The organism is Rhizobium sp. SU303, assembly GCF_021052345.1.
In the GTDB taxonomy this organism is placed as follows: Bacteria; Pseudomonadota; Alphaproteobacteria; order Rhizobiales; family Rhizobiaceae; genus Rhizobium; species Rhizobium laguerreae.
The window spans coordinates 1,334,353-1,358,064 of the sequence record NZ_CP088095.1 but is presented as its reverse complement, the minus strand read 5'-3'; the positions used below and the strand labels follow the sequence as shown (position 1 = coordinate 1,358,064).

17 protein-coding genes and 2 pseudogenes are annotated in these 23,712 nt (G+C 54.6%); 5 read left to right on the top strand and 14 right to left on the bottom strand.

Features of this window, described 5'->3' with window-relative positions:
- Nucleotides 1-2 precede the first annotated feature (2 nt).
- Genes pglX through RlegSU303_RS06775 form a run of 4 tightly spaced genes read right to left on the bottom strand, consistent with a single transcriptional unit; the run spans nucleotide 3 to nucleotide 8,387 of the window.
- Nucleotides 3-3,722 (bottom strand): BREX-1 system adenine-specific DNA-methyltransferase PglX, encoded by a 3,720-nt coding sequence (gene pglX, locus RlegSU303_RS06790; protein ID WP_231283599.1) that lies wholly within the window; start codon nucleotides 3,720-3,722, stop codon nucleotides 3-5.
- Nucleotides 3,643-7,266, bottom strand: a complete 3,624-nt coding sequence (gene brxC / locus RlegSU303_RS06785; protein WP_231283598.1) for a BREX system P-loop protein BrxC — start codon at nucleotides 7,264-7,266, stop codon at nucleotides 3,643-3,645. The genes pglX and brxC overlap by 80 nt, the downstream gene beginning before the upstream one ends.
- Nucleotides 7,267-7,269: 3 nt before the next feature.
- Nucleotides 7,270-7,851 (bottom strand): DUF1788 domain-containing protein, encoded by a 582-nt coding sequence (locus RlegSU303_RS06780; protein WP_231283597.1) that lies wholly within the window; start codon nucleotides 7,849-7,851, stop codon nucleotides 7,270-7,272.
- Complete coding sequence (locus tag RlegSU303_RS06775; protein ID WP_231283596.1) at nucleotides 7,830-8,387, bottom strand: DUF1819 family protein; 558 nt, start codon at nucleotides 8,385-8,387, stop codon at nucleotides 7,830-7,832. The genes RlegSU303_RS06780 and RlegSU303_RS06775 overlap by 22 nt, the downstream gene beginning before the upstream one ends.
- A gap of 593 nt (nucleotides 8,388-8,980) precedes the next feature.
- Here RlegSU303_RS06775 and RlegSU303_RS34320 point away from each other — a divergent pair.
- From RlegSU303_RS34320 to RlegSU303_RS06760, 3 genes and pseudogenes are all read left to right on the top strand, one after another.
- Nucleotides 8,981-9,154, top strand: a pseudogene (locus tag RlegSU303_RS34320) (ISL3 family transposase); the annotation flags it as partial.
- Nucleotides 9,155-9,214: 60 nt separating this feature from the next.
- A pseudogene (locus tag RlegSU303_RS06765) lies at nucleotides 9,215-9,496 on the top strand (transposase); the annotation flags it as partial.
- 260 nt (nucleotides 9,497-9,756) lie between these two features.
- On the top strand, nucleotides 9,757-10,704 hold the full coding sequence (locus RlegSU303_RS06760) for a hypothetical protein (RefSeq protein WP_018070458.1): 948 nt from the start codon (nucleotides 9,757-9,759) through the stop codon (nucleotides 10,702-10,704).
- A gap of 44 nt (nucleotides 10,705-10,748) precedes the next feature.
- On the opposite strand, the gene RlegSU303_RS06755 is transcribed toward RlegSU303_RS06760, so the two are convergent.
- From RlegSU303_RS06755 to RlegSU303_RS06745, 3 genes are all read right to left on the bottom strand, one after another.
- A complete protein-coding gene (locus RlegSU303_RS06755) occupies nucleotides 10,749-12,311 on the bottom strand; it encodes a tetratricopeptide repeat protein (RefSeq protein WP_018070459.1) in 1,563 nt (520 codons plus the stop codon).
- Nucleotides 12,308-14,929 carry an NERD domain-containing protein gene (locus tag RlegSU303_RS06750; protein ID WP_018070460.1) on the bottom strand — a complete coding sequence of 874 codons (2,622 nt, stop codon included), beginning with the start codon at nucleotides 14,927-14,929 and terminating at the stop codon, nucleotides 12,308-12,310. Before RlegSU303_RS06750 ends, RlegSU303_RS06755 begins: the two co-directional genes overlap by 4 nt.
- A 326-nt stretch (nucleotides 14,930-15,255) precedes the next feature.
- Nucleotides 15,256-16,281 carry a hypothetical protein gene (locus tag RlegSU303_RS06745; protein ID WP_018070461.1) on the bottom strand — a complete coding sequence of 342 codons (1,026 nt, stop codon included), beginning with the start codon at nucleotides 16,279-16,281 and terminating at the stop codon, nucleotides 15,256-15,258.
- Between the two features lie 339 nt (nucleotides 16,282-16,620).
- Here RlegSU303_RS06745 and RlegSU303_RS06740 point away from each other — a divergent pair, with 339 nt between their 5' ends.
- Both RlegSU303_RS06740 and RlegSU303_RS06735 read left to right on the top strand, forming a co-directional pair.
- The gene (locus RlegSU303_RS06740; protein WP_130827629.1) at nucleotides 16,621-16,908 is read left to right on the top strand and encodes a hypothetical protein; all 288 of its coding nucleotides are present in this window, start codon (nucleotides 16,621-16,623) and stop codon (nucleotides 16,906-16,908) included.
- A gap of 320 nt (nucleotides 16,909-17,228) precedes the next feature.
- Nucleotides 17,229-17,894, top strand: coding sequence for a hypothetical protein (locus RlegSU303_RS06735; RefSeq protein WP_231283595.1), 666 nt, complete (start codon nucleotides 17,229-17,231; stop codon nucleotides 17,892-17,894).
- Nucleotides 17,895-17,897: 3 nt separating this feature from the next.
- On the opposite strand, the gene RlegSU303_RS06730 is transcribed toward RlegSU303_RS06735, so the two are convergent.
- The 7 genes from RlegSU303_RS06730 to RlegSU303_RS06700 all read right to left on the bottom strand — a co-directional run bounded on the left by RlegSU303_RS06730 (nucleotide 17,898) and on the right by RlegSU303_RS06700 (nucleotide 23,701).
- Complete coding sequence (locus tag RlegSU303_RS06730; RefSeq protein WP_018070464.1) at nucleotides 17,898-18,554, bottom strand: hypothetical protein; 657 nt, start codon at nucleotides 18,552-18,554, stop codon at nucleotides 17,898-17,900.
- The gene (locus RlegSU303_RS06725; protein ID WP_018070465.1) at nucleotides 18,551-19,300 is read right to left on the bottom strand and encodes a hypothetical protein; all 750 of its coding nucleotides are present in this window, start codon (nucleotides 19,298-19,300) and stop codon (nucleotides 18,551-18,553) included. The genes RlegSU303_RS06730 and RlegSU303_RS06725 overlap by 4 nt, the downstream gene beginning before the upstream one ends.
- A 514-nt stretch (nucleotides 19,301-19,814) precedes the next feature.
- Entirely contained in the window at nucleotides 19,815-20,591 is a 777-nt protein-coding gene (locus RlegSU303_RS06720) for a hypothetical protein (protein ID WP_018070466.1), read from the bottom strand.
- A gap of 215 nt (nucleotides 20,592-20,806) precedes the next feature.
- Entirely contained in the window at nucleotides 20,807-21,661 is an 855-nt protein-coding gene (locus RlegSU303_RS06715) for a hypothetical protein (RefSeq protein ID WP_018070467.1), read from the bottom strand.
- Nucleotides 21,662-21,724: 63 nt separating this feature from the next.
- Nucleotides 21,725-22,036, bottom strand: coding sequence for a hypothetical protein (locus RlegSU303_RS06710; RefSeq protein ID WP_018070468.1), 312 nt, complete (start codon nucleotides 22,034-22,036; stop codon nucleotides 21,725-21,727).
- A 70-nt stretch (nucleotides 22,037-22,106) separates the two neighbouring features.
- Nucleotides 22,107-22,712, bottom strand: coding sequence for a hypothetical protein (locus tag RlegSU303_RS06705; RefSeq protein ID WP_018070469.1), 606 nt, complete (start codon nucleotides 22,710-22,712; stop codon nucleotides 22,107-22,109).
- A gap of 59 nt (nucleotides 22,713-22,771) precedes the next feature.
- Entirely contained in the window at nucleotides 22,772-23,701 is a 930-nt protein-coding gene (locus RlegSU303_RS06700; RefSeq protein ID WP_018070470.1) for a DUF4238 domain-containing protein, read from the bottom strand.
- Nucleotides 23,702-23,712 lie beyond the last annotated feature (11 nt).

Here is a 23,712-nt window from a genome sequence, read left to right as displayed (position 1 = left end):
ATTCAGTCCGCATCATCCCGCTTGCCGCAAACCTTGTCTGTGGCCGCGAGCAGATTTCCAAACTTGCCGTAATTCACCTTGACCCCGTCATCAAGATCGAGTGCGATGCGCTGGTCGGCAAGATGACGCAGCTCTTCGTCGAATGCGCGAAGCTCCTCAAGCTGCTTGCGAAATTTCGTAACGTCCTTGTTTTTGCGGTTCTTCTCGGCGGACGATGATGATTGCGTGATCTCACTTTCCAAAGCCTCGATACGAGCCTGCATCTTGCCCATCAACGGGGTGACATATTCGGTGCGCATGCGGGCGAGCGTGCCCTCATTGTAGCGATGCAGATAAACTAGGCATTCAAAGGCCTTCTGCTTACCGGACGAGAACATCCAGTAGATTGGGCGGTTCTTATAAGTCTGCAGATGGTCGGAATAGAATCTCTTAGAGAAGTAGCTCCGCAGATCGGCGCGGGGATCGTCCGCCCGTCCTTTGACTAAGCCATCGATCAAAAAGGCAAGATTCTCTGAAACGCTTGAACCTGGCCACACGACACTTAGAAATTCCTCAAATCGATTGGCGGCGTCGTCTTCGAACCATCCTTCCTCTGTGGTCGGAATGATACCATCGACGTCAGCGGGAAATGCACCGTAGCGAGGGCTTTCAAAACCAACATTGCTCCCCTTGGCATAAATCAAACCAGGCTCAGACAGAGAATACCGCCCCATGATACAGCCGACGGCAAACGAGACGAGCGATTTGAAGTTTTCGGCAGGATTAGTGTCTTGAAACCCGAGGTCTCTGACATCCTCAGTGGGAAGGATATCGTCGTCTAATCGAAGAGCGCTTTGGAAAATGTTCTCGCATTTGTTGATTTCGTCGAGCATCCGGCTCCGCGCGCTTTCGCGGCATTGCGATAAAGCCACGCTCCAGTTTGAGGCATTTCGCGAATCTAATCGTAGGTGTTGAAAGTCCCAAGAAATCTCTGAAAAATCCCAGTCTTCCTTGGCCATTTCTCGAATTTCTCGCGCAGCGCCTACGATATCAGCCTTTAGGTTGGGCGATACCGGTGGCAGTGGGAGTTTCGCGATAGAACCCGCATTGTAGTCGAGAGTCGGGCATAGAAGATTGAGAAGTCGCGCCGCACTACGACTGTTTAAAAAGGCCATCAAATACAGCATTTTGGACTCGTCGAAGTCCGACAAAAACAATGAACTGCCCTTTGAGTCAAACAAATAACCGGGACCATTGAATCGAAAGGAAACATTGTCACTGCTCAACGCAGACCATGTTAAGCCTTGCGCAAAATAGAACTCTTGGCTTGGAAGCTTTCTGCTCGGAGAGCCATAAAGATCGGTAGCGAGTTTGAAAATTTCAGCACCGTCGTGCTCCCAATTTACAACGAGTCCTATATTTCCGTACCACTTTCTGTAGCTACCGCCTTTGTTGTATGGAAACCATTTCCCGCCTGAAGCGGCCGCAAGCGCTCGAGTGTCGCAACCGGTGCGAATCTTTTCGGTCGAAACTTCCCACCACCAGCGGAGGAAGCGATCGTTGTCGCTTGTAACCATCCCATGCCGTGCTTCAGCTACAGATGAGATTGCGGGCTCCCGACGGAAAAGCTCCAGTTCGCGATCTGTTGCCCAGTAACAAAGTATAGCGGATGGCAACAGAGAAAATTCTTCCGCTGATTTTTGATACTCTCTTGCACTTCGGTTTCTAAGGGCGACACCCTTATTTTCCCCAGAATAAGGCGTCAGGTCAATGTATTTCCCAAGAAATCTCCGACAAGAATTGTTGCGAACTGAAAGCGCCACGGCCTGAACAACTTCGCCGGTTATTTCAGGAAACCCTCGTGTTCCTATATGCGACAAATTTAATATGGTGTTATTATCTAGAATATCCTTTCGCATCGACTCGTATTTGAATACGAACATCCAGCTATGCATGACGATAAGAGAATATATTCCTCCTTCTTTTGTTTTATTTTTGGAATTAGCAACAAATGACGAATATGTATCTAGTTTATGGCTCGGAAATTCTTTGGTGCAGAATGCTTTCAATTTCGGGTTCATAGCTCCCGCTCCCATGTAAGGTGGGTTGGCAACGACACAGTCGTAAAGTCGTCCCAAGACCTTCGCTTGATGCACAAACACGCGTAGCAGTTCGATAGCCGCTTGATATGGCTTTCGGCGTAACAAGTCAGATGGGGCCGGCTCCTGGAATAGGTCCTCGATGAAAGGCAACGACTCGACAACCTCATGCGGAAGTGTAATCAACGAACCATACGTCTTGGCGTCCCGAAAAGCTTTCAAAAGGGCGCGAATGCCTTGAATAGCCTCTCTTGGGGAACAGGTGTCTGGCGTTGTTGCCAGAATGGGCTGAGACAACGTCTCCGGCAGCAGATCGGATGGCGGCACGAGTTCAATGCGGACCTGTGTCTTTAGGTTGTCAATAATAACATCCGCGTTCAGCCCATTGCTTTCCTGAAGCGCCAGTACATTCAGCATTGGTGGATCGCGCAGGAGGCTACTATCATCGGCCCGTGCTTTCATTAGCAGAGCAAAACCCGCCATTTGTGCTGCTCGGTCATCGATATCGAGACCGTAAAGGTTCTTAGTCAAAATCAGTCGCGCAGCCTCCTTGGCGGTATAGCCGCGCTCGATGTAGATTGCCTTGAACAGATCATAGGCTTCAACCAGAATATGGCCCGAGCCGACGGCGGGGTCGATTAGAGTGAGCGCCTCGGGATCAAGCGATCTTGGCGTAATCGCTGCCAATTGCTCACTGACCTCCCATGTCTGTTTCGCTGGGTCGACGTAATAGTCCATTGTGCCTTTAATGGCACTGTCGGGGTAAGAGCCGAGCCAAGTCGCGCCGAGCGAATTCTGGACCATGTATTTGACGATCCAGTTCGGCGTAAACAATTGTGTCGCTGCCGGAATATCTTCTGACTTGACGACCTTGCCGATAACCTGGTCCTTCTTGTGCGAGATATAGAACTGGTACAGCCAGCCAATGATCTCGATATCGTTCCATTCAGCCTCATCAATCGCACCGACCAGCTTACGAATGATCGAGTCCGATTGCAGCAAATTCTCTGGAAGCAGTAGCTCAGTCTCGTCCTCGATCTTCTCGAATAGGAACGGCATTGCCCGATAGAGATCGTTGCACTGCGCGATCAGGATTTTGCGGTAGAGTGCCTCATCCTGCGTGCCCATGAGTTTCATTTCGACAATCAGGTCGCGCTTCAAGCCTGGCAGGTCGAGGTGCAAGGCCTCCTCAAGGATTTCTGGTTCTTTATGGCCTTGGGGATGGCTAAGAACGCGATATCCATGGTCGAAATACCCGTGCAGTTCCATATAGCGGATGGCAAGAAAGCGGTTGAACCACGTATAGGCGACCGCCTCGATAACCTGCTCAAAGGACGTTTGATTGATGCGCTCAACCAGCTTTTCTCGCTGATTGCCTACCGCTCTTGAAAAGGATTTACCCTCAACGATAAACAGCTCACCCTGAAGCTCTCCTTTGGAGACACCGCTCTTCGTGATTCCGAATTGCGCGGCACGGTTAGTCATCGCCTGGATGAAATCGAGCCGAGCCTGAGGTGCATAGTTTTTGAGGGCAGTCCGGTTGATGGTCATGGCATGACGACTTTCAGAGAATTTCGATACGGGTGTTGGCGAGCAGAGCAGCTTCCAGCTCGTTGCGGAGAGCCGCCAAATAGGCGTCGACATCGGCCAGTGTCTCGAGATACGGCCGCTTGTTCAGTTGTGCCGCGCGTATCTGTCGTCTCGGTTTGAAAAGCTCTGGAGACTTGATAACAGTTTGCGGAATGACAGGCAGGGCCGCAGAAGGTTCCGCTATGTCCGTCGGCACGGTGCTCGCCGGATTCGCGGCGGCATTGACGGCAATCTCGATTTTGTCATGCGCCTCGTCTTCGGCTTCGCGAGCCTGCGTCACCAATGTCGAAATTCGACCGGTGTCCACTTCTGCTTCAACCTGTTTGCGGATATCCTGCAGCGGCTTCAGGCAGGTGTTGGAGAAGGTGGGTTCAACGCCGATTTTGTCGAGGTCCGCTTTCACAGATTCGATTAGCGGATTGATGAGTCCCAACGCCTGCGCACGCTGCTCTACGACTACGGCCTCGTTTCTGATCCTCAGAATCTCGATAAGCGGGGCACATTCCTTAATCCGTCCATAGGGTTTGGGATCATGTAAAATGGACCGGACAGCCACGAGCGCAGCCCGGGCGTCCGGGTCCTTGCGCAGAAAGAAATCATTAGGCTTGAACTCGCGGTCATGAGCGTGCCGCAAAGCATCCCATTGGGGTTTTTGCGATTCATAGAACGAGCGAAGGCGACCATAGCGTTCGCTGAAGTTATCGAAGGAGTCACCGTTTGCTTTCACGTGACGGAGAAAGGTATAGCTGTCCCGGTTTAACTGCAGCTTGCCAATGAATCCTCGGAGATCAGCAATCTCGTCTCGTCCGGGGTAGGTGCCATTCTCTGCAAGACCGGCCCAGGCCTGCAGGTTCGATGCGACAGCGGCAAACATTTCGCTCAAGTATTTGAAAAGGTCGTCTTCGCCTTCCGGGGCAGTCTTCTCGAAGAGGTCGCGAGCAAGTTTGCGTACGGCTAGAATATCAGCCTTCTCGACAGTCTTGCGGCGCGAGATCGTTACCCGGTTCCACTTCGCGGAACCGTCAAGCTGCGCATAGATTTCGTTTGCCTGTAGTTTGGCTCCACCAGCCGACAGTTCGATCTCTCCGGCCTTGTAAAGGCGGCAAACCAAAAGAACCGTGTCCAGCTCCTTCCAGCCATAGGGGAACCGCGAAAAGCGCTCATTGACCATTGTGCCGAGATTGATGCTGTTGCTGCGACTGCTCAAAAGATCGATATAGTCGAGCAAATCTTTGAGGGCTTTGCCGTTCTGGCTGCCGCCCAGAAGATCGAGCTCCTCGCCATTGGAATCGCTCAACACACGGCGGATTTCTTCAAGTGGCGCGGTCGGCGACTTCTGGATGTAGGAAAGCTTCTTGAACGCATTCTCGACCAGATAATGGAAAGCGCTTTCGACCGCAGCTTTGGGCGATCCCGAGAAAAGCTTCTCACTCCCGAGGACGAAGTACTTTCCTTCCTCCATCATTGTCGTGAGCGTCGTGTCAATCCGCTTTCTGCGTTGTGCGTTTTCAGCACGTTTGTCGTCGTGAATGCGTTTCACCGTTTGGGACAGGGACCCATCCGTCTTTAGGCGAAGGTAAGCCTCGGTTTTCAGGTAGGTTGCGATCTCTTCAGCCAGCTTCGCATCATCGCGTAAACGGATCAGCACCTGGCCTACCTCGCCTTCCATGCTCAATTGGAGGCATCGAGCGTCATGGAAGCTGGAATAGTCAACCGCCATTGGGGTGACGACTGATAGCACCAAACCGCCCTCGGAGCGGTTGCCAGACGGAATGAGATCGCACAGCCTGACGATGTCGAAGTCCTTGCCATTGACCAGGTATCGATAGCGCCGAAGGTCCTTGAGCACGTCCTCGAACACAATCTCGCCAAGTAGCCGCTGGGTTTCCGATGGGCTGGTATCGAGTGACTTTATTTCCTTATTTATGTCTCGCTCTTCATTGGTCAGGAAGAAATAGAGTTCGCCGTTGCGGCTGATCAAGGTTTCTTTCTCAAGCCTGATCAGGCTCTCTTCTATCTTCTCCCGAAGCGCTCTCTTGTCAGCATCAACCTCATCAAGGAAGAAGGTAATGAGGTTGTCGATGTTGCCAGGGACCTCCTCGATATAGCGGATCAGGAAAAGTGTTTTCAGTACACGCTCATCAAACGTCGTTGCGCCCGAGATGGATTTCACGCGATTAATGGCAACCCGCACCACTCCTTCCAGGAAGCTCTCTATGGAGGGGTAGAAGGCGTCCAGTGTGACAAGCGCACTGATGGGCTGCCGTTGGAGCGCTTTCGCCGCCGTTTGGAAGGCATCCAGCATGGAACGCTCACCCTTGGAAAGATGCCCTCCCGCCGCGCCAAACTGGCGGCTTGCTTCAAACATCTTCTGCACCAGCAGGAACTGGTAAGGCGGAAACGGGTAACACTTCGCGAAATTGTCCTCGTCAGCAAACCCTTTCAGGGTCATACCGGCATCGCGAAAAGTGATCTGGTTCTTTAGAATATCGCCCTTTCTGCTGAAGAGAGCTTTGAGCTCATGGGCCGCTTCGCCCGTCTTTTTCAACAAGCGAGTCTGAATGACCTCGTCCGCGTTGGAGCCGGATAGGGAAAGTCTGGTCGCGAACCGGCCCTGGATTTTGGAGAAATCCGTCCCGAGTCGCTTGTCATGAGAAACACCGACAACGGCGTCCATGTCCTCTTGGGACGTGACGATGACCCAAGCTCGTCCGCCGCAAACGGTGCCCAGATTCTCGGTGATGGTCTGCAGATTCAACATCAGTTTTGACTGGCCCCCAATAAACTGGCCAACCTCGTCGACGAGAAATACCAGCCTCTGAGCCATGCCTTTCGTGTCGATGTATTGCTTCACCCATCTTGCGAAATTGTCGACGTTCAGGCTCAGCCCCTTTTCGAGGTTGTCAATCCACGCCTGGGGGTCCTCGATCTTTTGTCCTAGAACCTTGCTTAGTGCTCCTGCAATTTCAGTGGGATAGAACTGATAGGAATCCCTGTCCGCTCGCCAGTCTAAAGCGAATTCATCGCGCAGCACCGCGATGAATTCCTCATACCTTCCTTTTTCATCGAGAAAGCGCTCCATATGAGCAACTTCCGGATGATCCCCGGAATATCCGACATGCTCATTGAAGACCTTGAGAAACACCTGAAGAATGGCATCCCGGTTATGGTTTTGCTCCGCCTTGCTGTCGATGTTGAAAAGAATGACTTCCGTTTTGGCCCCTGCGAGCCTCTTCAAATCAGCAGTGAAAGCAGCATCTTTGGTAACTTTATCAAGGAAGAATTCGAGCGGGGTCCTTGCCGAATGCTGATCATCTGAAACTGGCTTGTTGGCGAGGAGATAGGAGAGAATCTTCAGAAAGTGGGATTTCCCTGACCCGAAGAAACCCGAAATCCAGACGCCCATTTCATTGGGCGACCCAGATTTCCTATCCAGGCCCCGAATAAATACATCGACGAACTTGCGGAGATGGGCATCAACCTCTTTGGTTAGCACATATTCATCAAGTTCGTTATAGGCTTCATTGCTCTGGTCAGCCTTGATGACGCCGTTGATCGGGCGATTGATGTCTTTTTCAAAGATGTTCTTCATGTCCATATTTTAGTCCACCAATTTAAATGCCCGGTAGTAGGAAGATTCCTGAAGGTCGCCAAAAAGCTGTAACGAAAGTCCATTGAAGCGCCCAGGAAAAAACATCACTACGGGAGTGTTTCCGATACGCGGTTGCAGATTGTTCAGAAGGCTGTGTGCTCTTACCATGGGATAGGCTTGCCCGATTCCGGTGAGGAACAAGACATCGGCGGATTCGTTCGCTGCAAGGACTGCGTCTGCAACCTTTCCTGACTCCAAGGGCCCCTTCAGGGCACTGAGAAGCCCCTTCGGCCCTTTGGACATCTCCATGTTGATTGCTTTTTCAAAGATTCCGCGGCCGATCAACATCGTGCGGATCAAAGCAAGAAGGTTCACCTCGACGATCGATATGCCGTTTTTGCGATTAATGTCTTCAACAAGCCACGTCACATAAGATGCGACGGCTTCCTCGTCGGACGCTGGATAGTCGAAGGCATAGAAGGGTACCTCCTTGCCTAAGCCACGGCCTTCTAAAAAATCTCGAGAAATGACCCGGTCTCTAATTTGGTCTAAACGCCGCCTAAGACTCATTAGTAAAAAACCTGCATACATCGGATCACGTGGTCGTAGCCGCCGCGTTTGAGCATGTCTAACACCGCTCGTTCATAGGCGACCGGTTGCAACATTGTCGTTTTCCCGTCTGACAACAATCCAACTTCCGAAAGAATCTGGAAAACAGTGTCGCCGAGCTTGTTCACGGTGGATGACGACCAATCGGACATCTCTGCATCGCGTTCATGGCATCCGGCAACGAAGGTCTCCCAGTTGTTTCGGGACAGAGTGCGGTGGCTTGTGCGGAAGCGGTCACGCACCGCTATATCAAGGAAATCCGCAAGCAAGTTGCTGTGGGCGATTGCCGCCGCAAAAGCAACTTGAGTTGCCACAGGTTTGCTTCCGCCATGAACGAGCTGCCAGCCTTCCCGATTAAGTTTCTGCAGGCGCGATTTTAAAAGCGCCGCTTGTCGTTTCGCTGTGTTTATTGATGTTTTTTGCAGAATATTTTCGATTTCTATTGCGTTCTTCCACTTCTCGGCGGTGACCTCTTCCAGGAGCAGCCCGGCGACCAAGCGTGACTCGTAAATTTTCAATGCCCCCCCCGCGATGTCAGCTTTATATCGAGCCAAGTTCATAGTCCTATGCGTCCAGCGGAAACCGCCACTAAGAAAGGGTACTAAGCGCGCTCAAGAGTCGTTCAGCGCCAGATGCTGAAACTAATCTCCTGGTCGGCGCGCCTGCGAGTAGAGAATGCACCAGCTGTATCGTCACACGACCGTAGGAGAGGCTCGACTGCATCCGTGGGGCGACGGTGCTGTTGACTGTCTCTGTCGAGATACCCGTTCGGAAGAGGATTTGCCAGCAAAGTCGCAAGCTTCTCCACGCCAAAGGTGCGTCGTCCCCAGAGACGTCCAACCAAATCGGGTGTGGTATGCTGGGTCGAGCGCTCCACGGAACACGAGCAGGGGAATCGGGTGCTTGATTGATGGAAGTTGTGCGCGAAGACAATTACACAATTGGCGCGTGGCGGTGTGCATGTAATATCCGCCGAGTCCACTTCGCGAGGGCTAGTCAGCCGAGCGCGCACCGCCGAGTGAATGTGTTCCGGCGTGCAAATTTGGCTCTGACTCACTTTTGATGAAATCGAGTGCTGGCTGATGTTGGTTTCACATAAGGAATCAGCACCATGGGTCATTCGCTCCGGTCGTCGACGCTCGTTCCTCGCGGTTTTGTGGTCTACAATACAGCCATTGATGACGGGGTCATGTTGATCGCAATTCGTCCGGCGAGCACAGCAAGCCTTTGCCCGGTCTGCGGAACAAGGTCGGAACGAATCCACAGTCGATATCAACGACGCTTGGCTGACCTGCCGTTGGTGGGAAAGCCTGTTCGGCTTGTCATTGATGCGCGACGGCCGCTGCTCGTTGAGGCGCGGGAAGCGATCGCCGCCTTCCAGACGATGATCCGCAAGAAATCCATCACTGATCTCGATCCATGGTTGGAGAAAGCTCGAACAGGCTTGGTCGCGTCCTTCGCTAACGGCGTCGTCAAGGACCGTGCAGCCGTCAGCGCCGCGATGACGTCGCCATGGTCGAATGGCCAGACCGAAGGGCAGATCACCAAGCTCAAATTGGTGAAACGCCAGATGTATGGCCGCGGAAAGATCGACCTCCTCCAGGCCCGCGTCATCGGCGCGGGATAAAATCCATCACCACCAAAACTGCGTCAGAGCCAATTTTGGACGCCGATTGACAGTCTGTACCCATGAAGCTGACGGGGACCTCGCTTTCAACGAAGGACACCGTGCGGGTATCCTACGAATACAGGACGGCACAGGGTCGGCAGTGCCGAGGCCGCGCAGATGTAGAGACCGTTTACCTGTACGGTCGGACATTGATATCGCGGACAAGGGCGCTCGATGGTTGTTGACGTCAAGTTCGCTCAATTACCTTGGAGCCAACCATGAGCTACCTGACATTCGACACCATTGCTCGGGTTGACGAGGTCGTCACTGATGTCTTGGCAATGGACCTGCTTTATAGTTCGCGCGAGTTCCTCGAGATGATCCTGACGGTCGCCGCAGAACCGCGCGATGCTGCCCCTGTTGCGATCCGGCGATCGGTTGCCGAAACCTCGCTTGGCGAAACCGACATCGAGTTGGTGGTGGAGTGCGCTGAAGGCAGATGCGGCATCCTTGTCGAGAACAAGGTCCGAGCGCCATTGATGGATCGTCAGTTCGCACGCTACCGCATGCGCGGCAAGGCAGGCATCCTGAATGGACAGTGGCAGCGCTTCAAAGTGATCCTGATGTCGCCGCGATTCTACTACGAATCTCTGGCGGCCGAACATTCATCGCAAATTGATGCAAACCTGTCTTACGAAATCGTGGTCGATTTCCTTGCGGGTCATCCCGAGTTCGCCTTCAAGCGTCATGTCTTCGAAAGTGCGATAGCGGATTACAGGAAGGGGTATGTGAAATCGCCCGATGTCGCGATGATGGAATTCTACCAGAATTACTGGGCGGTCGCCTCGTCCGACTTTCCACAACTCCGTCTCATCAAGCCGGATGTCATCGGAAAGGACGGCAGCTGGATTTACTTCCCTCCCCTGTACGGCGGCAGCAGCGTTCGGTTGATCCACAAGTTCAAGGGTATCGGTTGTGAACTAGCGGTGACCACCAGAAATGCGGAACAGCTGGCCGAGACCTTGGGGCCATTCCTGCAACCTGACATGATTGTCCGGCCGATGAAATCCATGGCCTTCGTCAACGTGAAGACACCTGCTATCAATCACCTCCTCGACTTCGACATCGTTAGACGTGATGTCGTAACCAGCCCTCGCACGCTCGAGCGTCTCCAAAGTTTCGCAATGGATGAAAACGTCAGAAGGCTCGTTACGGACGCGCTGTAGTTATCCGTAAGTGGCCACCAAGTGGCACAACTGGGTCGGAATTTTCAAACGCTGGGCGGCGTAGCATTCAAGGAAATCGCGCGCCAAGTTCGATCACCTTTTGATGGATGCTTGCCAAACACGGCTAACGCGGTGACGTCAACAGTCGCACTGTCGACTGAATCGACCAAGAAGGGCGCGACAAAGACATCGTCTATAAATGCAAATCCCTTGTCATTGCGACGGAGCTGGCCCTGTACAAGCCTTACGCTCTTGGTGGCCGAGTCGTGCCGCTTCACGTTGAACGCATCCAACCGATCGTTCTTCGGGTTTCTGGCTACCCCAAATCGGACGCAATCGCCGATACGTAGGGATTTGTCTTCGAAGACGCTCCCAGCCGCTTCAGCTCCCGTGCCATCAACGAAAACCTTCATTGAATTGTCGTCGGTCGCTTCGCGGACGACCACACCGATGGATGGTTCGAGGCAATCCCACTCTGTCCCATCCCCACGGGTCGCAACGTGGATGATGGTCCGCCGATCATCGCGATGCTGGCGACCGATCAAGAGCGTCAACGGCGACCCGGCCTCAAATCTCATTTTGCTAGTCTTGGGACTGACCATGCTCAAGGCGACGCCCTCATCGTCCCTGATTGCGAACCGCATCAAGAGCTTCTGCCTCCGATCCGGGTGAGCTTCAGCGGGCGAATGCGGAACGAGGACGCCGAGACAAGTCGCAGCTTTCGTTTCGACAACGTCGAAGCAGAGGGCAAGCGCGGCTGACGAATGCCGCGCATAGAAGGGTTTTGGCTCCTCGGCTCCTTCTGCAGACGGGTCGTACCAAGGTTTGGCAAGCAAACCCTCGAGCTTGCGACCAAGCGGCCAGCCCTCCGCTTCGCGGATCGCGATGGCCGTATTGATCTCTAGACTGGCTTGCGCATATTCGTCCTGGCTTGCCAACAATTCGGCAAGGTCCTCATGAGCTCGCACAAGAAACTTCGGTTCGGCGGGACATTCCAGCGCGCGGCAGAAACATGCCAAAGCCAACTCCGATTGTTCCGATTGATATAGCCGGCCTGCTTCCGCCCAGACCCAGAACTCATTGCGCTTGGACTTGATGACGCCAGATAAAAGCTCAGCGGCACGTTGGAATTCACCCCTGCGTCGCAACAGTATGGCAACGTCCCAATTCAGCCAGAGCGCATCATCTCCCGTAGCCTTTTCCCTGACGCGTTCCGCCCATTCAAGCGCCATGTCTGTCTGGCTGTTGCTGGCATCAGAATGTGTCTTGACCCATTTGCATAATGCGCGGGCTATTTTTATTGCCAGGGACGGATACATCTTGCCTTCAAATTCGTTGGGCTTCCAATCCTCCGATCTCAAGCCGCCGGTTCCGACCCAACTGATAATGTCGGGGAATTTAGGCAGGTATGGTCCGACTTTCGTCAACTGTCCGAGGATGGCGGAGCAGGCCACATCCGGAACGCTTGGCTGGAGCCGATAATACTTCCTCATCCAATCCATTATCGCATCCACATGACGCGCGTTGACAGCTTGGTTTCTCTCCAATCCTGCGACAAGGTCGGTCACGATGATTTTGATTTGCTTGAAGACGTCCCACTCGTTCACAAGAGCATCCTCTTGATCTCTTCGAGTAGTCCCAGGTCACTCACTTGGCGTGGGCGCAGGCTGGAAACCAACCCCTGCTTATCGAAATTGACCTCTATGACGACACGCTCATCAGTGTTCCGCGCAAGGGTGACTGTCAGTCGATATGGAGTCTCTGTGTGGGAAACGAGCCGCCATCCCTTTCTGCTATACCGAGAACGGATTGATCGAAGTAAGTCATCTGCTTCCGGGGTGTGGGAATTGGTCTGCAAACAACCTGCCGCCGCCTCGGTCAGTAGTGGCCAGAACGCCGGATCGTCGACATGCATGGCCGTGACGAAGTTTCTTCCGTTATATGAAACACGCAGTTTGCACTGCTCGCCGTTTGGTCCGACCAAGCCGTACTGCTCTTGGTGTGGATAGCAATCTGCCTTACCCACCCGCCAACCCACACTCTCGACAGCATGGGTTATCCGGAGCCAGATCGCAGCCGACCTGGAAATGTCCTTCGATTGATCAAGCCCATGCGGCAGAGCACGTTGCAAGTCTCTCTCGGCGGCGATGCCATTGGGTTCAAACGACCAGCCCGCGCCCACCGCGATGTCCTTGGCAACCGTGACGGCACTCGCATTCCAGGTTGCGGAATCAAACGGATGGATTTCAGTGAAATTAATTAGCACCAACTCGCGTTCCCCGACAGTCAGCGCAGAATAAAGCCAGCGAAAGTATCCCTCCGAATGACGGCCTGCGGCATGGTCGCAGTTGATGTAGCAAATCGGCTGGGACATGCCTTGAGCGTGGTGAACCGTAGAGGCGTAGCCATATCGTGCATAGACGAAATCTGGCGGCTGAGGCTTTGGCGCTAAAACTTCCTGCTGCCCTTCTTTCAAAGCTTGTCTGCGGTCCTTCTCAATTTCGCGTCGCCATACGCTTTCGGCGACTGCGGTCTCCTTTTCCAATTCAGGCTTTTCTGCCGTCAGAAACTCCTCGAGCAAGGTTATCTTAGCCTCGTTCAGGTTCCCGACACTGCAAGCAATCGAATGAAACCTGACTGGATTTTTCGTCGCCCAAGTTAGACCCTGGCAGTATCCGACTCTCTCGCCGACCCGCACCACTTTATGCCTGCCGTCAATTTGCCTGTATATGCCCGGTTCAAGGGGATCGCGAACGTCCGGCCTCACGTAGATTTCCAGCATATCTCCGGGTTCGACACTGGCCAAAAGCTTCCTGCCGTGAAGGCGCTCGCGCACCCATAGGGTCAATGCATTGGTCTTGGCATGCGTCTCGGCTAGATACCAAGCTGAAAGCGGATCGGAACGGAAGTGCTCCAGCATTTCGACAGCAGCGCCATGTTTATCCGACTGCCGGAAGCCGTCGTCCATCGACAGGTTCAATTCCGAGAACCGCTTCGAACGAATGGCGTTCACAAGGCGTTCTGCATTCGCTAGTCTGGCGGAGCCGCCAGTCGTATCGATCACCTGGTTGAGCTCCAAGAACTGGTGCCTAAAACCCCGCCTCTTCTGGAATTCTCCAAGCAACGCAGATTCCTCGTCTGCGGAGCGTTGCATCTGATAATGGTCCCCGAAGAAAACGACTTTTCGCTGGCTCTTGCCGATCTCAGCGAAATCGAAAAAATCGACCAGCAGGTGGCCGCTACCGTATTGCTTTCCGTCAGGCGTGTTGAAGCGGGAATTGCCCAGCAAGTGGGCATCATCGAGCAGGTAGACACAGTCCTCCGGGTCGTCGCACGGTCGCAACGGAATGACTTTTAGCTTCTTCTCTTCCGCTTCAGCATCCTGGTCCTCCTCCTCATCGGTGCTCCCCGTGTAGAGATAAGAATAGATGCTGGTGGATTCGACCTCGGCCGCGTCGGCAAGACGGCGGTTGGGCTCTAGAACGATAACTTTTTTTCCAGTTCTTTTAATTTCCTCGACTGCCAAAGCCAAAACTCTGCTCTTGCCTGTAGAGGTCATACCGAGAACGGAGAAACTAACCATTTCGTTCGAGGAAACGCAGCTACATAGCGCCTGGAGCGCCTCTTGCTGATGAGGAGTTGCCGATGGCAGGTGCTCGGGCTTTACAAAGCTCGATTCGATTGAGCGGATGAAAGGCCGTGTGGACGTCCACTCGATTATGGGGACGCCTAGCCTACGGACAATTTCCTGTGCTTCCTTTCGCTCGATCCTTAACTCAGGAGACCCGAGGCTTTTCAGCAAGGTCGTGCAGGTGTCGATGTCCGTCGGATACAGCCAAGAGCGAACCTTGGACGGAAGTTCGAGTTCGTCGACGATACGACCAGAGAACATGGCACTGGCAGAGATATGGCCGAGGTTGCGACCTGGAAGCAACGTGCGGGAGGTCAACCAATTCAGCACGGAGAACTTGTTGTCGCGCAATTGTTGAAATGGATTTGCCTTGCTGCCGCCTTTCACCAGGATGCCGTCAGCCTGCCATGGACCATTTTCGGTGCCGGTCAGCTTGCCACCGTGGCTCTTGAAGTCAGCAACCAAAATCGCGGACGGAAGGATACATACCGCGTCAATTTCAGTTCCATTCCAATAAGCGTTGGCAATGACGACAATCCAATCGTCGCTGGCCGCCCACTGGGGTTCCAACCGCTCCAAGAACTGTTGGAGCATCTGGTTTTCGTGCGTTCGGCTTGCTCGCTCTCCGTATACAACTATGCTCACATGTATTCCTCAAACGCGCCTGCACTTGTCCTTAGCCTTCACCACGGCTAGGGCAACGTCAACAACCGAAGGTTTTCTATATCAACCGCAGCAACAATTCACCACTTTCGAACGCTTTTGCGCAATCGTCGCGTCTGGTTGTGGCGCATTGTTGCCATCTCTGTCACAGCGAAGAATTCGAAACGGCGCAGTGCGCGTGGTCAAGGTGCAAGGTGAACAGCGCTCGCGTTGAATCACGAGTCCCGCCTTCCGCCGATCGTGTGAAGGCGGAAGGGCTAAATTCCCAGGTCTTCGATCTTCTGTTGAACGACCATATCCAATAGGTCGCGAAACCGCTGATCATCGCTCGCCAGTTTCCAGAAATTTGCGAACCGGCATACAAGCTGGACATTCGTGAGCGTGTAGTGGCCGTTGCTATCTATCCGGTCCGGGGAGACCAGGAGGTCTTTGATCTCTCCAGGCTGACCTGGTAGGTGCATTTTCAGCCCCGTCAACTTGCAATTGCCTTTCTGCTCGAACCACAGTTTTTCCAAGTGGGCTGCCATTTGTTCGAGGGTGCAGCCCTCGAGTTTTTTGTCCTTTAATTTATTGAGAACCCGCTGCCCGTTTGACCAGTCCACCGTTCCCTTGATGGACATCACCAATTCGGTGATCCCCTTTTGAAGGAGCGAGGAATTCATGACCAGCGAATTCCCTGTCGTGCCCTCTTGCCGCTGCTTCCAGTCGGGCCGCTTGTGCCAATGAGAAACATCGCCACCCATCAGCAGGGTTTCGAGGTAGAGCCTCATGTCGTCATCCGCGATTGGAGATAACGCAGACAACTTCACAATGTAGTCCTGGGCACGCTTGTGGATCGTCTTGAGCTGGAGCTTCACGCCGCTGGCAGTTAAGTCGCTCCAACCGTTGACCCGAGCGCCGACCGCGATGATTTCGGCTCCCGAGGTCGGATGGGTGTGAGGCACAAGAACTGGCTCTCCGGCAACCATCTTATTGGACGTCGTGGATATTGACCGTGCCCAGGTTACGGAGTCCCCATCGATATTGATGAAGATGTCATCGACGCTATTGGCGATCTTCGTCGCGTAGTTGAACCACCGCGTTGACTCCGACTTTATCGTGGATTCGCTTTGTTCCATGTCTGCTCGCGCTAGGTGAACAGCGAGATGAGCATCACGATCACCCGCAGACCAGGCGTCGAAATAGGGTTTGTCCAGCATCAGCCCAGCAATCTTCAGCTGCTGGCATTCCTGCTTGAAATAGTTATCCGCTCCGAGCTTGATAGTATAAATCGCGCCAGCCACGTTAGACGTCCCACCCTGTCACCTTCCGAGTTGGATCAACCTGACGGAATGTTTCCGGAAGTCCAGCAAAACGTGACTGGTATTGTGGGTGAGCTATCCGATGCATCGATGACAACCCGCCGATAGGACAGGTCTCACCGACAAAGGCTTTCCCGCACAAAGGCTACGTGCTTGCCGCCGGGAAACGGGAGGAATGCGAGGACGTCGGAACTGTGGGTGAGAAAGCGGACGCGGCCAACCCTTCTGTGACAATTATCGCGTCTGAAGGATTTTCAGGTTGGTGAAGGTCGGGCATTCTCCGCACACGCAGTCGTCTCGACGCTCTCGGACTTCGCCACCGTGTCGGTTTCGACAGTGGAAAGGGTCGAGCGCGGCGAGACGGTCAGCGAAGAAGCTCTCGATAAAATCGCGTTGGCGCTCGGTCGCGAGAAAGGTGCCTTTTATACTCCTCGTATTCCGTTTGGCCCAGCTTTTGGAGCCATGGTCGAGACATATGGGCATATGGAGGAGGTCGCCGTCTCTTTGATGAACACCCACCGAGCGATCCGCGAGGCCGCCAAATGCGACGGCATTCTGATCCATAGCCCAATGTCCCCGAGGGGTATGACCACGAAATATCCACGCTAAGGGAATGGATCGACCTCGCGTCATTCGTCTTGTACGACGAGATCGAAGGCGGGGATGCAGAGCCGCTTCGAACAACTTCGCGTGTCCTGAGTTCTCCCGCTGGCGATAACATCTCACCCATTCAATCACCGTTTTGTGTCAACCATACAGCATAGCTGGGATCAACCTGATAATCCGCAAAGCCTTTTTGGAAAGTAATCCCGATTTTGCATTTGAAGGCACGCTTCCAGGGAGCCGAAAAAGATTTCAAGACCGATGGGTGCGATCGGGCATAGAAAGCGGTTTAAGGGTGTTAAAACCCCTAAAGGAGTAATCAGGGAATGCCGCAATATTGGAGAGGTAAGGACTACGGATACGAAGAGAACTCGCTCGGAGGCGCGAGGCTGCTCGTCCTCGGCGAGGCCCACCATCATAAGCAAACCGAGATCGGAACCGAGGTTCCGGGTCTGACCGAGGAGGTCGTCAGGCGTCACGTCAACGGCGCGCTCGGATCGCACTCACGACTGTTTTCGATGGTCGAGCGCCTGGTAACGCGACAGCTCGGTCAGAGCCTCGATAGGATCGGCAGGGAATCGTTCTGGAACAGCGTCGTGTTCGCCAACTACATCCCCGTGATCGCCGCGAGGAAGCCAAAGCAACGCCCTCCATCTCATGTATGGGACGGCGCTGCGCCCCAGCTGTACCGCGAGCTTGTCAAGCGCGTGGAAGCGGAGATCGTGCTGGTGTGCGGTCGCCAACTCTGGAGGAAGAAGCCTCACGACATCGCGATCAAAGGGGCCTACAAGGTGGGCGAACGCCCCTTCGAAGCCCACGTGATCAACTGGTCGGACTCATACGGTGCGGTCGCAACCCACATCCTGCATCCCTCCGGCAGTTTCGGATGGTCATACGAAGAAAACCTTCCTCCCATTGACTACCTGTTTCGCGTGATCGACGAGAGGCGCGCCGTGCACGGCACCGCGCCTGTCCGCGATTTCAGGGGTTAACGGTCAGAGCCCGATGTCGAGGCCAAGCTTGTCTTTAAAGACTAGCTTGGACCGCCGCACGAAGGCCTCGATGTCGGCTCGAGACGCGAGGTCGTGCAGAGGAACTTCGACCTGGAACGAATGGATCGATCCGTACTCGTTGATCATGACATCCCCGTTCGCCTTGGATTCGTCGCTCGGCCACTCGTTGTAGTTCCAGATACCCTTGACCCAGTCCGTGCCTTCGTCTTGGTCCTCGACCGATTTCCAGACGATCAAAATAAGGAGGGACTTCGCCTCGGCCGGATCGACGAAGATAGATTTGTCGAAAGGGTCCACGCCAAGGGGGGTTTGTTCGAGGTGCTTGTTTATCCCGTCATCGGTAACGATGCGGATTTCGAGCATCCAATCGCCTTCACGAGGGTGGCCGGGTGAGACTGATGGCTTGGCGAACAGGAAGGAAGTCCCGTAGATCGGTAGGAAGTCAGCGTCATCGCGTCCGAACGGTGTCACATGGCTCGCCGGTGTCCCGTTGCCGAGATTGCTGCGCCATGCCTTAAAGGAAACGCCACGGAATAGCTCCTGGACCAACCTGACAGTGTCGAGCGCTCTCTTCTGGTAGGCCCAGATCAAACGATAGGCGGCCCTGACATCCGCGAGACTCGCTTTTACTTCGGTCATTCGTATCCTCCGAAGTCGTAATCCAACAATGCTCCCATGCTTCGGCCAGCCGCATGGAGCGGCAGTGACGGAAGACTGTCTAAAAGGGTCAGTCGTCTGTAACCAGCAAGGGCGATAGCCTCGATGATATCGGAGAGGATACGTTTCTCGGGAACGATTTTCGAAACGCCGATGCGGGCGTGGACCGCATTGAGCATCTGGTCCCAACTGGCGGCAACGGCCTTGATCTCAACGCCATCGTCGCCGTTCTGCTTTATCAGTTTCTCGGCAGTCCTGTCCGCGTCGACGCCGAGACCGCCGATCGCCATCAGATAGACTGCGTCGGCCATCGGAAGTTCTCCGTTTGCCTCGTGATAGGATTCCCATTGGCCGCGCCACTGCCTTGCCGACTGCGCGGAGTGGGGTCGAAGCTTGGCCTCGACGATGATGTCGATGCGGATAGCGGGATCGCCGACGGAAAAACCGAGCACGACGTCGGGCTGCACGCGGCCCTCTCCTCCCGCGGCGCTCCACCATGGCCAAAAATCCGCCGTGACGAGTTCGGCGAAGCGAAAGTCGGGCAACGCGTTGCCACAGGCAGAGCGGAGCACGCTCCAGAGTACACCGCCTTCCAGGTAGGTAAGCCGTCCGAAGGCGGCAGCCGTCAAAAGGTCCTCGGACTGCCTGAAAGCCTCGCGCCAGCTGCTACCGGGTTTAAGATTGTCCGGGAGGCGACCGCTCTTGTTGCTCGTGACGGCGATCAGCATCGTCCGAATACCTCATGTCAGGTTGGATCGGCAGACCATACACTTCCGGCCGCTATAGGGAATAGCCCGGAATTACATCCGTTCGTGGGCGTTGATGGAAGGGAGGTCTAGTACCTTGGCTTGGTATTGGCCTGCGAAGTTAAGGATCGCCGGACGGTTCGCACGCTCCTCGTCATCCGCCTTGAGGATTCTAGGTCGCTGTAGACCTTCGCGACCGCCTGCCGACGTCGAATACCTGGTCTCACGCCTCCTTGGGCTGATAGCTGCGCGCCGCCACTCGCGGCCCGCGGTTCTCTCCGTGATCGGCAGCTGGCCGTCCCAATGATGTGGCCTAATTTATGCTGCTCCTGATAAGGGATCATCGGCATAAAACCGCCAGGAACTCACATCGCCATCGTCCGCGAAGGACGTCCCCTGAACACGGTTCGGCGAAACCCAATTGGGCGCGCTCTTGTGAGATTGATCATTATCGGCAGTCAGAAGAAGCCGCCCCGAGAGCGGTTGATTTCCGTTATCAACGATAAGCTGTATCGCCTTCCTGCCAGTCAGCAACCTGCTTTCGCACTTTCGCGCCGCAGATGAGGCCAACGCGATCAAGGAGCGCGAACCGAGCCCCAGGGCCAGCCAGAAAGTCGGTTGAGGTTTTCATACGGAACAGTTCGGGACACAGCTTTTCGGCATTGACGCAGCTCTGATTCATGAGGAACGACACCATGTCGTCGCTATAGGTGCCATCGGGACCGTCGCGGCCATGGATGCCGCCATGGAAGATGAAGCTTGAGGCCCGCATACCGGACTTGCAAGCCAATGCGACCGTGCGCTTGTCGCCGTTGTCCAGTGCTTGAACGAAACGGGTTTCATCAATTGAGAAACCGCGAAGATCGTCCGTATTTTCGGCAATTTTCGACGTGTTGTCGGCGATTTTCACCGTTTCTTCATGAATGTCGCCGAGCCTTTTAACAAGCTCGCCCTGCGCCTTTTCGATAATCGAGAAGCGGGAAGCCAAATAACCAGTATCACCCTCATTTGGGCCGCTTGGCTCTTGCGTCAGGAAGAACAGGCTAAGCGCGGCCATGATCGCGCCGACCCCGAGCAGACCCTTGGTTATATCGCTGCGAATGCCTAGCGTGCCAGCAGCCAGAAAGCCGAGGACAAGGGCAACAACGCCCGCCATCACGCCGTAGATGTTCGACCCCGCGAGAGGTGTTGCAATGTCATTGCAAACCCCGATCAGGCCACCGATCGCCCCGAATGACAAATATTTTTCCAATGGCTGCAAGAACGCGCGCATAGACCCCATTTCCCTTTTTAAACCCAAGGCGGTCTTAGCAATCTCCAGTTAGCCGATGCCTAATAGAAAGCCTAAAAATCGGGGCTGAGATCATTACATCGGTTTGGGTGGGCCATTGGTACATCAGGTAGTTCGCGAGGTCGTATACCGACGACCACGTTTCGAAGCTGCCCAAATTGGTCTGGAAAGGGATGATCTCCACGGAGCCTCGCTCGTCAACGAGTTCTTTTGTCGAACCGGCGAAGAAGCAGCCTCGCGGTTACCAACGTGATTTGAAGGCGGAAAGTTGCATCCTCTTCTTCGGAGAGGCCAGCGTGACCTCCGTGCGGATGCATCCTGCTCATCAACCCCTGAATATACTGGGGTTTTTGATTGTTAGAGTTCCATTCATTGTAATCCTCCAACAGGAAGGGCGGTTGCACTGTTCCGAGAAAATCCCGTTTGCCTTTGCTGTCATCTTTTCCCTGATAGCCAAGCTTTTCAGCAATCTCATCGAGATAGCTCTCGTAAAGTTTTCGCAGCTCCCCGTTTGCCGACGACCACGCTCCACGCTCAAAGGCTGAAAGCGCCAATTGAAGGTGCCCCTTAGCCACTGTAAATCCGTGCCGCTCCAGAAGCTGGACGACTTCACTTTCCGCCTCCCGGAAATCAAGCTCGGGAACATCTTCAGGAAGCATTCGGGCAAGCGTTCTTACGGTCTTTGTCCGTGGAAATGACCCGCGTATACGCGGTGGCACTTCGGTCTCAGTTTCGATGATTTCGAATCCGTCGAACCGCAAACCGGAAACAAGCTTTGTCCAGCTATCCTCGCTGCGGTTTCGTTCCGAAACTTTGAGAGCCGATTCAACGACGGCTCGGCTGAGAGGGACGCGGCCGTTCTCCGTCATCACCTCAAGGTCTTCATCAATTGCTATTCGCGCGAGCGCTGCCACACGCCCTGACTTGCTCGATGCGTTACAACGACCTGAAATGCCCCATTGGGCTTCGAGGACTTCCATGTCGTTATGCGAATTCCCATCGCCAACCACCTCACATGCGGCAACAACGGTCATTCTGTTGAAGGGATTCATGCGCGATCCTTGCGTTGTTATATTCGAGAGCGAAGAAATCCATCATCTTCACTCTAGCAGCCACTAATCTTCGTAGCCGTTCGTATAGCTATCAAGCACCTTGCCATCATGGATCAGATCGAGCCTTACTCTTGTTCGATCCGGCCCGACTGCAAAGGCCTTTGAGGTGTCGCGCATTGTGTGCTTCACTCGCACTTCGAGAGGGCCAAACGTCGCAACATAGTCCTCGTCAATGGACAGGCCGCCATGCCTGCCGCCGTCCTCCAGGACGAGGCCCGCCGCGCTGACAGCAGCTTGCCACGCGCTATCGCTCTTTGCTGCCGCCGATGCGTCGATAGCGTTCTTGATCGATGTGATAGCCTCAAGCAGTTTCATGTCGCCTCCCGCGAGTTTTAGGTGTCCGCACAGACAGGTAGACGGCGGTACTTTGACTAGTTGGGAGCCGTCAAAACTTCACATCGCCCATGAAAACGGATCGTCGGATGTCAGCCGGCCGCGATTTGACTAGATCAATCGCCTCGTCGATCGAGAGCCGCTTTCCATTCAATTCGGACTCGAGGGGGAGGTTGGCGTCTCCACCAGGCGCGCTGAACTTGCAGAACCCGATCCCGCACTTCTGCATCCGGCGAAGATTGTGCAGCTGATTGGCCTTCGACCACTCTGTGTGCAGCGCCAAGTCCAAGGCCTCGACAGCCTCATCGACCGTGCCGACGGCTATGGCCTCGACGAAGCGCGTCCCGATCTTCCGTCGGGCATTCAAGCCATGCGCCTTGAGGACGTCAGGGGCCATCGGCGGGCCGGATCGCGTGATCTCTTGGATTGGTCCTCGATAGTTCATGCCGTCGTTCATCCGGGTGAAGGCTATGTCGGCAATCCATCCGAGGTCGCTGGGCTTGAATCGTTCCGTTCCAGTGATGGCGTGTTCAACCGCATCCCGCGTCGGATATAGGTCTGCAAACTCCGGCCCGCTGGTGTCGATCGACAACGAGGCCGCGACAGCCTTGATATCGTCGCTCTTAGGACGCTTCAAAATCTTCGAAAACCAGCTCATCCATCCTCGCGATTGCCACCGTCCATTCCGATATCATTTTCACGACATGGAGCCCGTCGCTAGCCCCCATTTAAACGAGCCGAGCGTCTGCGATCGATAATCTGCTCGATCAGGCGAGGTTGGGGCGACAGTCCGAAGCGATTTTCGATAAACCGGGTCTGACCCTCGTCGACGGCGTAGACGAACCGCACAGCGCCCTCCACGACCTGCCGATTGCATTCCTTCAGGAGGCGGGTCTGATCGGCCCGCAGCAGGCCGTTTAGAAAGCGGGTGTCGTGGGAAGCGATGAAGAGCAGGCGCGGCCCGATAGGCAGCGCTATATGTCCTTGCTCGCCTTTGAGGCTATTCGAACGGATGACGGGCCTGTCCGATGTCAGCAGCCGAGGGGCGGAAGCAGGCGTCTCCAGAACTCGCCATTCCATGTTGTTGATGTTCGTCCCAACACTGTCATGCTCAAGAAGTGAGTTGAGCATCTCGATCATATATCGCTCTTTGACGGCGAGGGGCTGACTGTCGAGGTAATCCGAGAACGTCGCAGGATCACCTGGGGTTCTCGTTGCTTGATACCGCGCTTCGGCCTCCGCGTCAGTGCTGGCGAAGTCGTCATGCCACCACTCCCGGAACGCGTCGATGTCCTCAGGGCAGCGCAGAAGCAGTGACATCATGAACCGGGTCCATGCCGTGCGGCTCTTGGCGGTCCAGGCCGCATTATGCCCGTGTCGATAGAGCATTTCGAGCGCGTCGGCCGCCATGGTGTCGATGGGCTTGAAATACTTCTCTTCGAACTGTTGCGCTAACTCAGGCTCGACCCCTTGCATCTCATACAGCCGCTCTTTGTAGCCCGTGCGTTCGGGCATTTTCGGCTTGGTGACGATCTTCCCGCCGTGAACCTTCGCGAACTCGGTGACCTTGCCCAAGGTGCCAGCCCAGCGGCTCAGGTAGAAGGCCGGAATGTAGTGATGTTTGGTCGGCGGATTGTCTGATTTCATGTGGTCGATAT

What these genes read in the sequence shown, in the direction of transcription:
- pglX (WP_231283599.1), bottom strand. Translation starts at nt 3,722, where the DNA reads ATGTCGACGCCTATTTGGCGGCTCTCCGCAACGAGCTGGAAGCTGCTC.
- brxC (WP_231283598.1), bottom strand. Translation starts at nt 7,266, where the DNA reads ATGGACATGAAGAACATCTTTGAAAAAGACATCAATCGCCCGATCAAC.
- RlegSU303_RS06780 (WP_231283597.1), bottom strand. Translation starts at nt 7,851, where the DNA reads ATGTATGCAGGTTTTTTACTAATGAGTCTTAGGCGGCGTTTAGACCAA.
- RlegSU303_RS06760 (WP_018070458.1), top strand. Translation starts at nt 9,757, where the DNA reads ATGAGCTACCTGACATTCGACACCATTGCTCGGGTTGACGAGGTCGTC.
- RlegSU303_RS06750 (WP_018070460.1), bottom strand. Translation starts at nt 14,929, where the DNA reads ATGCTCCAACAGTTCTTGGAGCGGTTGGAACCCCAGTGGGCGGCCAGC.
- RlegSU303_RS06735 (WP_231283595.1), top strand. Translation starts at nt 17,229, where the DNA reads ATGCCGCAATATTGGAGAGGTAAGGACTACGGATACGAAGAGAACTCG.
- RlegSU303_RS06730 (WP_018070464.1), bottom strand. Translation starts at nt 18,554, where the DNA reads ATGACCGAAGTAAAAGCGAGTCTCGCGGATGTCAGGGCCGCCTATCGT.
- RlegSU303_RS06725 (WP_018070465.1), bottom strand. Translation starts at nt 19,300, where the DNA reads ATGCTGATCGCCGTCACGAGCAACAAGAGCGGTCGCCTCCCGGACAAT.
- RlegSU303_RS06720 (WP_018070466.1), bottom strand. Translation starts at nt 20,591, where the DNA reads ATGCGCGCGTTCTTGCAGCCATTGGAAAAATATTTGTCATTCGGGGCG.
- RlegSU303_RS06715 (WP_018070467.1), bottom strand. Translation starts at nt 21,661, where the DNA reads ATGAATCCCTTCAACAGAATGACCGTTGTTGCCGCATGTGAGGTGGTT.
- RlegSU303_RS06710 (WP_018070468.1), bottom strand. Translation starts at nt 22,036, where the DNA reads ATGAAACTGCTTGAGGCTATCACATCGATCAAGAACGCTATCGACGCA.
- RlegSU303_RS06705 (WP_018070469.1), bottom strand. Translation starts at nt 22,712, where the DNA reads ATGAGCTGGTTTTCGAAGATTTTGAAGCGTCCTAAGAGCGACGATATC.
- RlegSU303_RS06700 (WP_018070470.1), bottom strand. Translation starts at nt 23,701, where the DNA reads ATGAAATCAGACAATCCGCCGACCAAACATCACTACATTCCGGCCTTC.